The sequence below is a fragment of the Actinoplanes sp. CA-142083 genome (assembly GCF_050942195.1).
Lineage (GTDB): Bacteria > Actinomycetota > Actinomycetes > Mycobacteriales > Micromonosporaceae > Actinoplanes.
The window spans coordinates 806,878-820,783 of the sequence record NZ_CP192076.1; the positions used below are offsets into that span (position 1 = coordinate 806,878).

At 68.9% G+C, this 13,906-nt stretch carries 19 protein-coding genes; 18 read left to right on the forward strand and 1 reads right to left on the reverse strand.

Features of this window, described 5'->3' with window-relative positions:
* Positions 1-9 precede the first annotated feature (9 nt).
* From rpsE to truA, 16 genes are all read left to right on the forward strand, one after another.
* Positions 10-633, forward strand: a complete 624-nt coding sequence (rpsE, locus tag ACQPZX_RS03860; RefSeq protein WP_433374377.1) for a 30S ribosomal protein S5 — start codon at positions 10-12, stop codon at positions 631-633.
* Positions 633-815: a 50S ribosomal protein L30 gene (gene rpmD / locus ACQPZX_RS03865; RefSeq protein ID WP_378965204.1), complete on the forward strand. Its 183-nt coding sequence runs from the start codon at positions 633-635 to the stop codon at positions 813-815. Before rpsE ends, rpmD begins: the two co-directional genes overlap by 1 nt.
* Positions 815-1,264: a 50S ribosomal protein L15 gene (gene rplO, locus ACQPZX_RS03870; RefSeq protein WP_433374380.1), complete on the forward strand. Its 450-nt coding sequence runs from the start codon at positions 815-817 to the stop codon at positions 1,262-1,264. Before rpmD ends, rplO begins: the two co-directional genes overlap by 1 nt.
* 242 nt (positions 1,265-1,506) lie before the next feature.
* Complete coding sequence (gene secY, locus ACQPZX_RS03875; protein ID WP_433374382.1) at positions 1,507-2,853, forward strand: preprotein translocase subunit SecY; 1,347 nt, start codon at positions 1,507-1,509, stop codon at positions 2,851-2,853.
* Positions 2,854-2,918: 65 nt separating this feature from the next.
* Positions 2,919-3,572, forward strand: coding sequence for an adenylate kinase (locus tag ACQPZX_RS03880; protein WP_020513606.1), 654 nt, complete (start codon positions 2,919-2,921; stop codon positions 3,570-3,572).
* Between the two features lies 1 nt (position 3,573).
* The gene (map, locus tag ACQPZX_RS03885; RefSeq protein ID WP_433374385.1) at positions 3,574-4,407 is read left to right on the forward strand and encodes a type I methionyl aminopeptidase; all 834 of its coding nucleotides are present in this window, start codon (positions 3,574-3,576) and stop codon (positions 4,405-4,407) included.
* A gap of 45 nt (positions 4,408-4,452) precedes the next feature.
* Complete coding sequence (locus tag ACQPZX_RS03890) at positions 4,453-4,911, forward strand: DUF1707 SHOCT-like domain-containing protein (RefSeq protein ID WP_433374387.1); 459 nt, start codon at positions 4,453-4,455, stop codon at positions 4,909-4,911.
* A gap of 11 nt (positions 4,912-4,922) precedes the next feature.
* Positions 4,923-5,570: a DUF1707 SHOCT-like domain-containing protein gene (locus ACQPZX_RS03895; protein ID WP_433374390.1), complete on the forward strand. Its 648-nt coding sequence runs from the start codon at positions 4,923-4,925 to the stop codon at positions 5,568-5,570.
* A 220-nt stretch (positions 5,571-5,790) separates the two neighbouring features.
* The gene (infA, locus tag ACQPZX_RS03900; RefSeq protein ID WP_007073013.1) at positions 5,791-6,012 is read left to right on the forward strand and encodes a translation initiation factor IF-1; all 222 of its coding nucleotides are present in this window, start codon (positions 5,791-5,793) and stop codon (positions 6,010-6,012) included.
* Positions 6,013-6,054: 42 nt separating this feature from the next.
* Entirely contained in the window at positions 6,055-6,171 is a 117-nt protein-coding gene (rpmJ, locus tag ACQPZX_RS03905; RefSeq protein WP_015619018.1) for a 50S ribosomal protein L36, read from the forward strand.
* A 142-nt stretch (positions 6,172-6,313) separates the two neighbouring features.
* On the forward strand, positions 6,314-6,694 hold the full coding sequence (gene rpsM, locus ACQPZX_RS03910) for a 30S ribosomal protein S13 (protein ID WP_433374393.1): 381 nt from the start codon (positions 6,314-6,316) through the stop codon (positions 6,692-6,694).
* An 81-nt stretch (positions 6,695-6,775) separates the two neighbouring features.
* Positions 6,776-7,183: a 30S ribosomal protein S11 gene (gene rpsK / locus ACQPZX_RS03915; protein ID WP_020513613.1), complete on the forward strand. Its 408-nt coding sequence runs from the start codon at positions 6,776-6,778 to the stop codon at positions 7,181-7,183.
* A 16-nt stretch (positions 7,184-7,199) separates the two neighbouring features.
* On the forward strand, positions 7,200-7,826 hold the full coding sequence (gene rpsD, locus ACQPZX_RS03920; protein WP_030436525.1) for a 30S ribosomal protein S4: 627 nt from the start codon (positions 7,200-7,202) through the stop codon (positions 7,824-7,826).
* A gap of 88 nt (positions 7,827-7,914) precedes the next feature.
* On the forward strand, positions 7,915-8,937 hold the full coding sequence (locus ACQPZX_RS03925; protein WP_020513615.1) for a DNA-directed RNA polymerase subunit alpha: 1,023 nt from the start codon (positions 7,915-7,917) through the stop codon (positions 8,935-8,937).
* A 35-nt stretch (positions 8,938-8,972) separates the two neighbouring features.
* The gene (gene rplQ, locus ACQPZX_RS03930) at positions 8,973-9,539 is read left to right on the forward strand and encodes a 50S ribosomal protein L17 (protein WP_433374398.1); all 567 of its coding nucleotides are present in this window, start codon (positions 8,973-8,975) and stop codon (positions 9,537-9,539) included.
* Positions 9,540-9,600: 61 nt separating this feature from the next.
* Positions 9,601-10,407 (forward strand): tRNA pseudouridine(38-40) synthase TruA, encoded by an 807-nt coding sequence (gene truA / locus ACQPZX_RS03935; protein ID WP_433374401.1) that lies wholly within the window; start codon positions 9,601-9,603, stop codon positions 10,405-10,407.
* Here truA and ACQPZX_RS03940 read toward each other — a convergent pair.
* The gene (locus ACQPZX_RS03940) at positions 10,404-11,384 is read right to left on the reverse strand and encodes a hypothetical protein (protein ID WP_433374404.1); all 981 of its coding nucleotides are present in this window, start codon (positions 11,382-11,384) and stop codon (positions 10,404-10,406) included. The genes truA and ACQPZX_RS03940 overlap by 4 nt on opposite strands.
* Before the next feature lie 95 nt (positions 11,385-11,479).
* On the opposite strand from ACQPZX_RS03940, the gene ACQPZX_RS03945 reads away from it, so the two are divergent.
* Together ACQPZX_RS03945 and ACQPZX_RS03950 are read left to right on the forward strand one after the other, a co-directional pair.
* The gene (locus ACQPZX_RS03945) at positions 11,480-12,091 is read left to right on the forward strand and encodes a class I SAM-dependent methyltransferase (protein WP_433374406.1); all 612 of its coding nucleotides are present in this window, start codon (positions 11,480-11,482) and stop codon (positions 12,089-12,091) included.
* 32 nt (positions 12,092-12,123) lie between these two features.
* Entirely contained in the window at positions 12,124-13,770 is a 1,647-nt protein-coding gene (locus tag ACQPZX_RS03950) for an ABC-F family ATP-binding cassette domain-containing protein (protein WP_433374409.1), read from the forward strand.
* Positions 13,771-13,906: the final 136 nt, after the last annotated feature.

The window sequence follows — 13,906 nt, forward strand, 5'->3', positions numbered from 1 at the left end:
AATTGACCAATGCCTGGTCAGCAGCGCCGAGGCGGCGGGTCCGGCGGTAACACCGAGGGTGGCAACCGCAGGGACAACCGCCGTGAGGGCGGCCGCGGCAACGCGCCCGTCGAGAAGACCCCGCATCTCGAGCGGGTCGTCGCGATCAACCGTGTCGCCAAGGTCGTCAAGGGTGGTCGTCGCTTCAGCTTCACCGCTCTGGTGATCGTGGGCGACGGCGACGGCACCGTCGGCATCGGCTACGGAAAGGCCAAGGAGGTGCCCGCGGCCATCGCCAAGGGCGTCGAGGAGGCCAAGAAGCACTTCTTCAAGGTTCCGCGGATCGGTGCGACCATTCCGCACCCGATCACCGGTGAGGCCGCGGCGGGCGTCGTGCTGCTCAAGCCGGCCTCCGCCGGTACCGGCGTCATCGCCGGTGGCCCGGTGCGTGCCGTGCTGGAGTGCGCGGGCATCCACGACGTGCTCTCCAAGAGCCTCGGTTCGTCGAACCCGATCAACATCGTGCACGCGACCGTGGCCGCGCTGAAGGGCCTCGAGTCGCCGGAGCAGGTCGCGGCCCGCCGTGGCCTGCCGGTCGAGGACGTGGCGCCGGCGGCAATGCTGGCGGCGCGGGCGGAAGCGGCGGTGCACTGATGGCTCGCTTGAAGGTCACCCAGATCCGGTCCGGTATCGGCCGTAAGCAGAACCAGCGGGACTCCCTGCGGTCGCTCGGGCTGAAGCGGATCAACGATGTGGTGGTCAAGGAGGACCGCCCCGAGATTCGGGGCATGATCTTCGCCGTGAACCACCTCGTGAGTGTTGAGGAGGTCGAGTAATGGCGATCAAGGTCCACCACCTCCGCCCGGCGCCCGGAGCCAAGACCGCGAAGACCCGTGTGGGTCGCGGTGAGGGCTCGAAGGGCAAGACCGCCGGTCGCGGAACCAAGGGCACCGGCGCCCGCAAGAACGTCAGCGCGGCGTTCGAGGGTGGGCAGATGCCCATCCACATGCGGCTGCCGAAGGTCAAGGGGCTGAAGAACAAGCCCCGCAACAAGGTCGTCTTCCAGGTCGTGAACCTGGACCGTCTCGCCGAGCTGTTCCCCAACGGCGGCGAGGTCGGTCCGGTGGAGCTGGCCGAGGCCGGCGCGGTCCGCAAGGGCCAGCCGGTCAAGGTTCTCGGCTCCGGCGAGCTGGGTGGCGTGTCGCTGACCATTTCGGCGCACGCGTTCAGCGAGTCGGCCAAGGAGAAGATCGCAGCCGCCGGTGGTTCCGCCACCGAGCTGTGAGGCTTGTGGGGGTGCTCGCCCGGGCGCCGAGAAACGCGTCGCCCGGGCAGCATCCCCTTTGTGGCGTCTGACCTGGCATTTCTCCCGGCCGGTTGATGCCTACCCGCAGTGGGCCCTACCGTGACTCACTGCACCGCTCCAAGACTGTTAGAGTCCGTTCCCAGCTAGGGATATCGGTCGTCCGGACCGATGCCGTCCCCCATCCGCCGGACACGGCGGTAACCTCGCGCAGGAGGAAGAAGTTGCTCTCCGCCTTTACCAGTGCGTTCCGGACGCCTGACCTGCGCAAGAAACTGCTGTTCACAGTCGCGATCATCGCGCTGTACCGGCTGGGTGCCACCTTGCCCAGCCCTGGTGTTTCCTACACCAACGTGCAGACGTGTTTGAAGGCAGTGAACGACGCCAACGCCGGCGGCGGTGTCTTGAACCTGCTGAACCTCTTCTCCGGTGGAGCGCTGCTCCACCTGTCGGTCTTCGCGCTCGGCATCATGCCGTACATCACCGCGTCGATCATCCTGCAGCTGCTCACGGTCGTGATCCCCCGGCTCGAGCAGCTCCGCAAGGAGGGTCAGTCCGGCCAGGCGAAGATCACGCAGTACACCCGTTACCTGACGCTCGGCCTCGCGGTCCTCCAGTCCTCGGCGTTCGTGGCGCTGGCGCGTACCGGCCAGCTGTTCGGCAACGCCTGTGACCAGAGCGACCCGACGATGCAGATCATCCCGGAGAACACCGGGCTGCCGATGTGGCTGACGCTCAGCATCCTGGTGCTGACCATGACCGCCGGTACCGGCGTGGTGATGTGGCTCGGCGAGCTGATCACCGACCGCGGTGTCGGCAACGGCATGTCGGTGCTGATCTTCACCTCGATCGCGGCCCGCCTTCCCGGCGAGGGCTGGACGATCAAGGAGTCGAGCGGCGTCGGCAAGTTCCTGCTCGTCATCGGCCTGGTCCTGGTCATCATCTGCCTCGTGGTCTTCATCGAGCAGGCGCAGCGCCGGATCCCCGTGCAGTACGCGAAGCGCATGATCGGCCGCCGGATGTACGGCGGCACCTCGACCTACATCCCGCTGAAGGTCAACCAGGCCGGTGTCGTCCCGGTGATCTTCGGCTCCTCGCTGCTCTACCTGCCGCAGCTGTACCTGCAGTTCTTCGACCAGAACAACCTCAAGGGTTACCAGGTCTGGATCCAGAAGTGGCTCGCCGACCCGACGAGCACGCTCTACATCGGCGTCTACTTCCTGCTGATCATCTTCTTCACGTACTTCTACGTCTCGATCACGTTCAACCCGACCGAGGTCGCGGACAACATGAAGAAGTACGGTGGTTTCGTGCCGGGCATCCGCCCCGGTCGGCCGACCGCCGACTACCTGGACTTCATCCTCAGCCGGATCACCCTCGCGGGCGCGCTGTACCTGGGCATCATCTCGGTTCTGCCGAACTTCTTCTTCATCTGGCTGAACCAGCAGCAGTACCAGAACTTCCCGTTCGGTGGTACGGCGGTGCTGATCATGGTCGGTGTGGGTCTGGAGACCGTGAAGCAGATCGAGAGCCAGCTGATGCAGCGCAACTACGAAGGGTTCCTCCGGTAGTGGCGACGCGGAGCCGGGGGGCTCGCGCGTCGGGGATCTCAACTCACCAAAGCGAGGCGATGTAGGTGCGGCTGGTGCTGGTGGGCCCTCCAGGGGCCGGCAAAGGGACCCAGGCTGAGTTCATCGCCGCGCACCTGGCCGTACCGAAGATCTCGACCGGTGACATCTTCCGGGCGAACGTCTCGCAGGGCACGCCGCTGGGCGTGGAGGCCAAGCGGTACATGGACGCTGGGCAGCTGGTTCCGGACGAGGTGACCATCAACATGGTCCGGGACCGGCTCGCCGAGCCCGACGCCGGCGACGGCTTCCTGCTCGACGGTTTCCCGCGCACGGTGCCGCAGGCGTCCGCGCTGGACAAGCTGCTGGCCGACCTGGGCACCGCGCTCGACCTGGTGATGGAGCTCGTGGTCGACGACGACGAGGTCATCCGGCGGCTCTCGGGCCGCCGGACCTGCCGCGGCTGCGGCAAGATCTGGCACGTCGAGTTCGACCCGACCAGCAAGGAGAACATCTGCGACCGCTGCGGGTCGGAGCTGTTCCAGCGGGACGACGACAAGGCCGAGACGATCGCCAACCGGCTGGTCGAGTACGCCGAGAAGACGGCGCCGCTGGTCGACTTCTTCGGTGCGCAGGGCAAGCTGGTCGGTATCGACGCGACCGGCCCGGTCGAGGACGTCACGGTGCGCGCCATCGACGCCCTGCGGTCGTACGGGGGCTGACATGCGCCGCCCCCAGCTGGACATTCAGCTGAAGACCCCCGAGCAGATCGAGAAGATGCGCGGCGCCGGCCTGGTCGTCGCCGCCGCGCTGGACGCCATGCGGGACGCGGTCGCGCCCGGCGTCTCCACCGCCGACCTCGACGCCATCGCGGAAAAGGTGATCCGCGACGCCGGGGCCGTTCCGTCGTTCAAGGGCTACCACGGCTTCCCGGCCTCGATCTGTGCCTCGGTCAACGAGCAGGTCGTGCACGGCATCCCGCGGCCCGAGCAGGTGCTCGCCGAGGGCGACCTGATCTCGCTGGACTGCGGCGCCATCCTGGAGGGCTGGCACGGCGACTCGGCGATCACGGTGGGCGTCGGCGAGACCGACCCGGCGCTGCTCAAGATGGCCGAGGTGGCCGAGGACGCGATGTGGGCCGGTATCGCGGCGGCCGCGCGCGGCGCCGCCAACGGGCGGGGCCGGCTGACCGACATCTCCTTCAACGTGGAGAAGGCGGTCCGCAAGGCCGGCCGGTACGGCATCGTGGACGGTTACGGCGGGCACGGCATCGGCACCGAGATGCACCAGGACCCGCACGTGCTCAACCACGGCAAGCCCGGCAAGGGCGTCAAGCTGGTGCCCGGCCTGTGCCTCGCGATCGAGCCGATGATCACGATGGGCTCGCCGCGGACGGTGGAGCTCTCCGACGGCTGGACCGTGATCACCCGGGACCGGTCGATGGCCGCGCACGTCGAGCACACCATGTGCCTGCTCGAGGACGGCGTCTGGGTGACCACCGCGGTCGATGGCGGCCGCGCTCGCCTGGGAGATCTGGTAACCGCCAAGCAAGCGTGACACCCAACCTGGTCTCGGTGGTGCCCGTCAGGCATGCTGTGACGCATGGGGCGGGAGGACATGCGGGCCGGCGACAGTGATCGCAAGGCGGTCGCGGAACAGCTCAAGGCGGCGCTCGACGAGGGACGGCTCGATCTCAGCGAGTACGACGAGCGGCTGCAGCGGACGTACGCGGCGAAGACCTATGCCGATCTGGACGGTCTGCTGGACGACCTCCCCGGCACGGTGCCCGTTCAGCATTCTCAGATCCAGCCTGCCGCCCCCGCGGCGCCCGTCGGTGTACCGGTCAACCCCCCAGGTCCCACGGGCCGTCAGATGGCCAACTGGGTGGGTCCGTACGCCGGCGTCATCTTCGTCTGCACCCTGATCTGGCTGATCACCAGCATCAGCTCGGGGCACCTTCAGTACTTCTGGCCGGTCTGGATGTTGATCCCGCTGATCCTCGGCGTATTCGGGCAGTGGTTCGGCGACGGCGGCAAGAGAGATCGTCGTCGCCGTCGTTGAGGCGAGCTGTCATGGTTGAGGACATGGGCCGGGAGCAGATGCGGGCCGCGGACGCCGACCGTCAGCAGGTCGCCGACCAGCTGCGCGCGGCTCTGGAGGAGGGCCGGCTCGATCTCGCCGAATTCGACGAGCGGCTGCGGGACGCGTACGCGGCGAAGACCTATGGCGATCTCGACCGTTTGCTGACCGACCTGCCGAACGCCGCACCTGTCGTCCCCGCACCGCCGCAGGCGGCCTCGCTGGAAGCGATCGGGCAGCGCGACGGGCTCACCCGGGCCTGGCTCGGGCACGTCTGGGGGCCCTGGAGCAAGGCGCTCGCGTTCTTCACGCTGATCTGGGCGCTCGGCTGGATCTTCTCGAGCGAGCCGGTGGTGTTCTACTGGCCGGTCTGGATCCTCGGGCCGTGGGGCGTGGTGCTGCTGGTGCGCACCGTCGGCGGCCTGGGCTCCGGCGAGCCGCGCAAGCACGCGCTCGAGGCGGAGCACCGCCGGCGACTGCGGGAGCACCGGTACGAGCGCAAGATGCTGTACCGGCAGGCGATCGCGACCGGCGAGCTGCCGATGAACCCGAGCAAGCAGCAGCGGAAGGCGTTCATCGCGGAGGCGGTGGCCCGGGGCGACCTGGCGCCGAAGCCGAGGAAACCTGCCGACGAGGGCTGATTCGTCCGGTTTGCGGACCGGCGACACACCCGACCTCGGGTCAGGGCGACCTCGGTTTGGCGTGGAGATAGCGCACGCGTACACTGGCTAGCTGGCGCGCAGCGTCCACTCCCGCATGTCCTCAGCGCTTCGAGGGCGGCGGGTGCCGCGGCTGGTCCGAGCTCGCTCGGGTATGACGTTGCATGCTAGCCCCGAACCCCAGTGTCAGGTAGCGGAGGACATGCCTAAGAAAGACGGAGCCATCGAGATCGAGGGCCGAGTGATCGAGCCCCTGCCGAACGCAATGTTCCGCGTGGAGCTCGCCAATGGTCACAAGGTGCTTGCACATATCTCAGGCAAGATGCGGCAGCACTACATCCGCATCCTTCCCGAGGACCGAGTCGTCGTCGAGCTGTCGCCGTACGACCTGACCCGGGGACGCATCGTCTACCGCTACAAGTAGCTGGGCGGGGAGTCCCGTCCGTTCTGAGAGTTAAGGCAAACCGTGAAGGTCAAGCCGAGCGTCAAGCGGATCTGCAACAACTGCCGGGTCATCCGGCGGCACGGTCGCGTCATGGTCATCTGCAAGACCGACGCGCGCCACAAGCAGCGCCAGGGCTGAGCCCTCGCTGCCAGATCCGTATTACCAAAGCTCGTCCCGAGTCACATGTGACTTCACCCCTGGTCGGAGGCCAGGGCCCGTCCGGGCAGACGGGGTGGGAGGGGCACAGACCTCCGAATGAATCCGAGGAGTACGCCCACTTATGGCACGTCTCGTCGGCGTGGATCTTCCCCGCGAGAAGCGGATGGAGATCGCGCTCACTTACATCTACGGGATCGGTCGTACTCGTGCCGCTGAGGCACTGACCGCTACCGCCATTGACCTGAACAAGCGCGCCAAGGACCTCACGGACGAGGAGCTGGTCCAGCTCCGCGACTACATCGAGGCCAATTTCAAGGTTGAAGGTGACCTTCGCCGCGAGGTCGCCGCGGACATCCGACGCAAGGTCGAAATCGGCTGCTACGCCGGCATCCGCCACCGCCGGGGCCTCCCCGTGCGGGGTCAGCGCACCCGGACCAACGCGCGTACGCGCAAGGGTCCGAAGCGCACGGTCGCTGGTAAGAAGAAGCCGGGTCGGAAGTAACAAGCCTAAACGGAATTAGTGGTTGCGGTCCGTGCGGACTCGCCACTACTCCAAGCGATACCAAGAAGCGCAGGAGACTTAATGCCACCGAAGGCACGCGCTGGGGCCGCCGTCAAGAAGGTCCGGCGCAAGGAACGCAAGAACGTCGCCCACGGGCAGGCGCACATCAAGAGCACCTTCAACAACACCATCGTGTCGATCACCGACCCGACTGGTGCGGTCATCTCCTGGGCCTCGTCCGGCCAGGTGGGCTTCAAGGGCTCCCGCAAGTCGACTCCGTTCGCCGCGCAGCTGGCCGCCGAGGCCGCCGCTCGCCGGGCGATGGAGCACGGCATGCGCAAGGTCGACGTCTTCGTGAAGGGTCCCGGCTCCGGCCGCGAGACCGCGATCCGCTCGCTCCAGGCCGCCGGCCTCGAGGTCGGGCAGATCGCCGACGTCACCCCGCAGCCGCACAACGGTTGCCGTCCGCCGAAGCGCCGCCGGGTCTGAGGGAGATCTAGGAACAATGGCTCGTTATACAGGTGCGGACTGCAAGCGCTGCCGCCGCGAGAAGATGAAGCTGTTCCTCAAGGGCAGCAAGTGCGACGGGCCGAAGTGCCCGTTCGAGTCGCGTCCCTTCCCGCCCGGCCAGCACGGCCGCGGTCGCACGAAGGAGACCGAGTACCTGCTCCAGCACCGCGAGAAGCAGAAGGCCCGCCGCGTCTACGGCGTGCTCGAGAAGCAGTTCCGCGGTTACTACGAGGAGGCTGTCACCAAGCCCGGCAAGACCGGTGAGGTGCTCCTGCAGATCCTCGAGTCGCGTCTCGACAACGTCGTCTACCGGGCCGGCCTCGCGCAGTCCCGGGACATGGCCCGGCAGCTGGTCAAGCACGGCCACTTCCTGGTCAACGGCGTGAAGGTGGACATCCCGTCCTACCGCGTCAAGGAGCACGACATCGTCACCACCCGGGAGAAGTCGAAGGAGATGACCCCCTTCGTCGTCGCCCAGGCTCAGGCCGGGTCCCGGCCGGTGCCGGCGTGGCTCGAGCCCATCCCCAGCGAGATGAAGATTCTCGTGCACTCGCTCCCGTCCCGCGCGGTCATCGACACGCAGGTCCAGGAGCAGCTGATCGTCGAGCTCTACTCCAAGTAGCGCTCAGCCGGGGGCGCCGCTACGGCGCCCCCGGTGCATCACCGGACGGCCATCAAATAGTGGGTGGCCCGACAGAAAGAAGAAACGCGTGCTCATCAGCCAGCGGCCGACCCTCTCGGAGGAGTCGCTCTCGGAAACCCGCTCCCGGTTCACCATCGAGCCTCTGGAGCCGGGCTTCGGCTACACCCTCGGCAACTCCCTCCGCCGGACCCTGCTGTCGTCCATCCCGGGCGCGGCGGTGACCAGCATCAAGATCGACGGCGTCCTGCACGAGTTCACCACGATCCCCGGTGTCAAGGAGGACGTGGTCGAGCTGGTCATGAACGTCAAGGAGCTCACCGTCAGCTCCGAGCACGACGAGCCGGTCAGCATGTACCTGCGCAAGCAGGGCCCGGGCGACGTCACCGCCGGTGACATCCAGCCCCCGGCCGGCGTCTCCGTGCACAACCCCGACCTCAAGCTGGCCACGCTGAACAGCAAGGGCCGGCTCGACATGGAGCTCACCGTCGAGCGGGGCCGTGGCTACGTCACGGCGGCGCAGAACAAGAACACCGGCGCCGAGATCGGCCGCATCCCGGTCGACTCGATCTACTCGCCGGTCATGAAGGTGACGTACCGCGTCGAGGCGACCCGTGTCGAGCAGCGCACCGACTTCGACCGCCTGATCATCGACGTCGAGTCGAAGGCGTCCATCTCGCCCCGCACCGCGCTGGCGTCGGCCGGCTCGACCCTCGTCGAGCTGTTCGGCCTCTGCCGCGAGCTGGACGAGACCGCCGAGGGCATCGACATCGGCCCGTCGCCGCAGGACGCGCAGCTCGCTGCCGACCTGGCCCTGCCGATCGAGGAGCTGGACCTCACCGTCCGGTCGTACAACTGCCTCAAGCGCGAGGGCATCAACAGCGTGGGCGAGTTGATAGGGCGTACGGAAGCCGATCTTCTCGATATAAGGAATTTCGGTCAGAAGTCCATCGACGAGGTCAAGATGAAGCTCGCCGGAATGGGCCTGGGCCTCAAGGACAGCGCGCCGTCCTTCGACCCGGCGCACGTCGTGGATTCGTTCGGCGACGTGGACTACGACACCGACGACTACCGCGAGACCGAGCAGCTGTAAGCTCGGCCACCTTGCCTTAACAAGGAGCATCGGAAATGCCCACGCCCACCAAGGGACCCCGCCTCGGCGGCAGCCCGGCGCACGAGAAGCTGATCCTGGCCAACCTGGCCACGGAGCTCTTCCGGCACGGGAAGATCAAGACCACCGAGACGAAGGCCAAGCGCCTGCGCCCGCTGGCTGAGCAGCTCATCACGAAGGCCAAGCGCGGCGACCTGCACTCCCGCCGCCGGGTCCTGACCGTCGTGAAGGACAAGGACGTCGTGTACGCCCTGTTCGAGCAGATCGCTCCGCGGTACGGCAACCGCCCGGGCGGCTACACCCGCATCACCAAGACCGGCCCGCGCAAGGGTGACGCCGCTCCGATGGCCGTCATCGAGCTGGTCGAGGAGCTCGAGGTCGCGGCCACCACGGCGCCGGCCAAGAAGACGGCCCGCAAGGCCGCGGCGCAGCAGGACAAGGTCGAGGCGCTGGCCCGCGAGGACGAGGCGCCCGCCGCCGCGACCGAGGCGGACCAGGACGCCGAGGCGCCGGAGAACGCTTCCGGTGACAAGGGCGCCGAGGGCCCCGGCGACAAGGCCGAAGGCGAAGACGAGAAGGCCTAGCTTTCGCGTACGGAGGCCCGGCACCCTTCAGGGGGTGCCGGGCCTTTCTCATGGGAGTGCGATGGAGACGATCCGCTTACGGCTGGATGTGTCGTACGACGGCGCCGACTTCTCCGGATGGGCCGCGCAGCCGGGGAGGCGCACGGTCGCCGGGGTGCTCACCGAGGCGTTCGGGCGTCTCGTCGACGCGCCGCTCGGGCTCACGGTGGCCGGGCGTACCGACACGGGGGTGCACGCCACCGGGCAGGTCTGCCATGTCGACCTGCCGCTCGAGTCGTGGGCCGACCTCGAGGGGTCGCTGCTGCGGCGACTGGCCGCGCTGATGCCGCCGGACGCGCGGGTCCGGGCGATCACGCCGGTGCCGGCGTCGTTCGACGCGCGCTTCTCGGCGACCTTCCGGCGGTACGAGTACCGCGTCGCGGACACGCCGTGGGGGCCGGAGCCGCTGCGACGCCACGACACCCTGGGCTGGGTGCGGCCGCTCGAGCTGGAGCGGCTCAACGCCGCCGCGGCCGGGCTGGTGGGGGAGAACGACTACGCGGCCTACTGCAAGCGGAAGGAGCACGCCACCACCGTGCGGGCGATCACCCGGCTCGACTGGCGGCGTGACCCGGATGGCGTGTGCGTGGCGACCGTGCAGGCCGACGCGTTCTGCCAGTCGATGGTGCGCAGCCTCGTGGGCGCCATGCTGACCGTGGGCGATGGCCGCCGCGAGCCGTCGTGGCCGCGGAAACTGCTGACGCTGCGTGAACGGTCGAGCGAGGTCACCGTGGCGCCGGCGAACGGGCTGACGCTGATCGCGGTGGGCTATCCGGAAGAGGCCGAGTACGCGGCGCGGGCGGACGCCACCCGGCGGATGCGAGCCTAGAAACCCGCGGCGCGCCGGCCCAGGACGGTGGTCCCCAGGTAGCTGTCGACGAGGTCGTCGGTGATGCGGGCCGCGTACGGGTCGTCGGCCGCGACCACGCTGTCGTCGGGCCGGTTGATCACGCAGTAGAGCAGGTAGTGGCCGCGGGTGCGCCAGCCGACCTGCGCGGTGGGCAGCGCCTCCGGGTCGGATCTCGCGGCGGGCAGGGTCGCGAAGCCGCCGTCGCCGGTCTCCACCAGGTGACGGAGCACGTCGTCCACCTCGACGGCGCCGGACGCGTCGGCCAGGTTGAACATGCCGGCGGTCACTCGGTAGTCGCCGTACGGCGCGACCAGGCCGGCCCGCACCACCTGGCTGCAGCCGTGCCCGGCGAGCAGGCCGCCCAGTTCGCCGGTGGTCGCCGTGCGGCAGTCGGTGTCGATGTGGGTGAGTGTGATCCGGTACGGGTTGGCGCCCGTCGGCCGGACGGTGCCGCTGTCCGGGAAGATCTCCTCGACGGTGAGCGGATCGGCGTCGACCGTGCGGGAGGCGAGCATGCCGGCCGCGATCGGGTCGGGGCCGGCCGTCGGGTCGCCGCCGCCGTGGTCGCCGGCCAGCACGAAGAAGAGGGTCATCGAGATCAGCGCGAGCAGGATCAGCCCGGCCAGGCCGCGGACCATGAACTGCGCGGCCCACTGCGGCTCACGGACGGCCCGCGGGGCTTGGCGGGCGGGCGCGCTTGGCGGGGCGCTTCGCCGTGCGGGCGTGCTCTGCCGGGCGGGCGTGCTCTGCCGAGTGGGCGTGCTTTGCCGGGTGGAAGTGCTTTGTCGGGTGGGCGCGGGAGCCGCGCGCGAGCGTTGCCGGGCCGGCGAACGGTGCTGACCGGCGCCGTTGCCGCGCCGTCCCAGGGGACGGGCCGCGGCGAGGACGCTGCCGAACAGGGCCAGCGCGCCGCCGGGCGCGCGATGCTCGCGGCGTTGAGGGGTGCCGTACAGCATGCATTTCACGCTAGAAGCGCACGGTGATCGATGGCCGCACACCATGTGCGGCACCCCGGCGCAGGTGGCGGGCCGGGTCGCGGCAGACTTGCGGGGTGACCGCCGAGCATTACTTCAGCGCCGAGCCCACGACGCCCGCCCAGCGTGGCGAGATCGAGTTCAACGTCGCGGGGCGCGACTACCGGCTGGCCGTGGCGTCCGGCGTCTTCTCGGCCGGGCGGCTCGACCCCGGCACCGCCGTGCTCCTGCGCAAGGGTGACCTGCCCACCGCCGGGCGGACCGGGGTCTTCCTCGACCTGGGCTGCGGCTACGGCCCGATCGCCGCGGTGCTGGCCACCGAGTCGCCGCAGGTCACCGTGTGGGCGGTGGACGTGAACTCGCGGGCCCGCGAGCTCACCGCGGAGAACGCGGCGACGCTCGGCCTGCCGAACGTCAAGGTGGCGGCGCCCGACGAGGTGCCGGGCGACGTCGTTTTCGACGAGATCTGGAGCAACCCGCCGACCCACGTGGGCAAGGCCGAGCTGCATGCTCTGATGGAGCGCTGGCTGCCCCGGCTCGCGCCGGACGCGGTGGCCTGGCTGGTGATCAACCGGCATCTCGGCGGCGACTCGCTGCACGCCTGGCTCGTCGAGCACGGCTGGCTGGTCGAGCGAATGGCCAGTCAGAAAGGCTTCCGGGTGCTGCGGGTGGCGCGGAAAACCGGCTGACCTCCGGGCGCGTACCCGGGAGAATGCCGGCCATGGGTTACGTGGATGTCGCCGGGGTGGGCTTCGTGCTGCCCGACGGCCGGGAGCTTCTCGCCGACGTGTCGTTCCGGGTCGGCGAGGGGGCCAAGGTCGCGCTGGTCGGGCCGAACGGCGCGGGCAAGACCACGCTGCTGCGGATGGTCGCCGGCGACCTGCCGACCCAGGCCGGGAGCATCGCGCGCTCCGGTGGGCTGGGCGTCATGCGCCAGTTCATCGGGATGATCGGCGACGACCGTACGCTGGAAGATCTTGCCTTGTCGTTGGTCGAGCCCGCACTGGGCGCCGCGGGTGAACGGCTCGCCTCCGCCGCCGCCACACTGGACGAGACCGAGCGCAGCCAGATCGCCTACGCCAATGCCCTCGCCCACTGGGGTGAGGTGGGCGGGTACGACGCCGAGGTGCTCTTCGACACCGTGGCCGTCGCGATCCTCGCCAAGCCGTGGGACGAGGTGCGGCGCCGGCCGGTCCGCACGCTCTCCGGCGGCCAGCAGAAACGCTTCGCGCTCGACCTGCTGCTGCGCGGCCGCGACGAGGTGCTGCTGCTCGACGAGCCCGACAACTTCCTCGACGTGCCCGGCAAGCGCTGGCTCGAGCAGCGGCTGAAGGAGTCGTCCAAATCGGTGCTGTTCGTCTCGCATGACCGCGAACTGCTGGCCCAGACCGCCGATCGCGTGGTGGCGGTCGAGGGCGGGAGCGCGTGGACGCATCCGGGCGGGTTCGCATCGTGGCACGAGGCCCGGGTGCACCGGCACGAGAAGCTCGAGGAAAACCGCCGGCGCTGGGATGAGGAGCATCAGAAGCTGCGCGAGCTGATGCTGATGTACAAGCAGAAGGCCGCCTACAACTCCGATATGGCCTCTCGGTATCAGTCCGCCCAGACACGGCTGCGCAAGTTCGAGGAAGCGGGCCCGCCGCCGCTGCCGCCCAAGGATCAGTCGCTGCGGATGAAACTGCGCGGCGGCCGCACCGGCAAGCGGGCGGTGATCTGCGAACAGCTCGAGATGGACGATCTGACATTCCCGTTCGACCTGGAGATCTGGTACGGCGACCGGGTCGCGGTGCTCGGCGCGAACGGCACCGGCAAGTCGCATTTCCTGCGGTTGCTGGCGGCCGGCGGCAGCGACCCGGAATCCGAGAACAAGCCGGTCGACGGGGCGCCGCTCGCGCACGTGGCGCATTCCGGGGTGGCCCGGCTCGGCGCGCGGGTGCGGCCCGGGCACTTCTCGCAGACCCACGACCGGCCGGAACTGCTCGAGCGGACGCTCGTCGAGATCCTGTGGCGGGGTGACGATCATCGCTCCGGGATGGATCGGGCGGGGGCGATGAAGGCCCTCAATCGGTACGAGCTGGCGGGGCAGGGCGATCAGCTGTTCGGCACCCTGTCCGGCGGGCAGCAGGCGCGGTTCCTGGTGCTGCTGCTGGAGCTGTCGGGGGCGACGGTTCTGCTGCTGGATGAGCCAACGGACAACTTGGACCTGGCCTCGGCGGAGGCGCTGGAGGAGGGGTTGAAGCAGTTCGAGGGGACGGTGATCGCGGTCACTCACGACCGATGGTTCACCCGGTCCTTCGACCGCTTCGTGCTGTTCCAGGGCGACGGGGAAGTGATCGAGACCCCCGAGCCGGTTTGGGACGTGCGCTGAGCTGGCTGGCTGCGCTTCGCTCCGCGGGCGATCGCCTGGTAACCGGTGAGATGGCACGCGATTTCCGTCGCCGCAAACCCCGCGGCGTCGAAAACCGAGTGCCATCTCACCGGCGGCGATCGCTGGATTTTTGGTC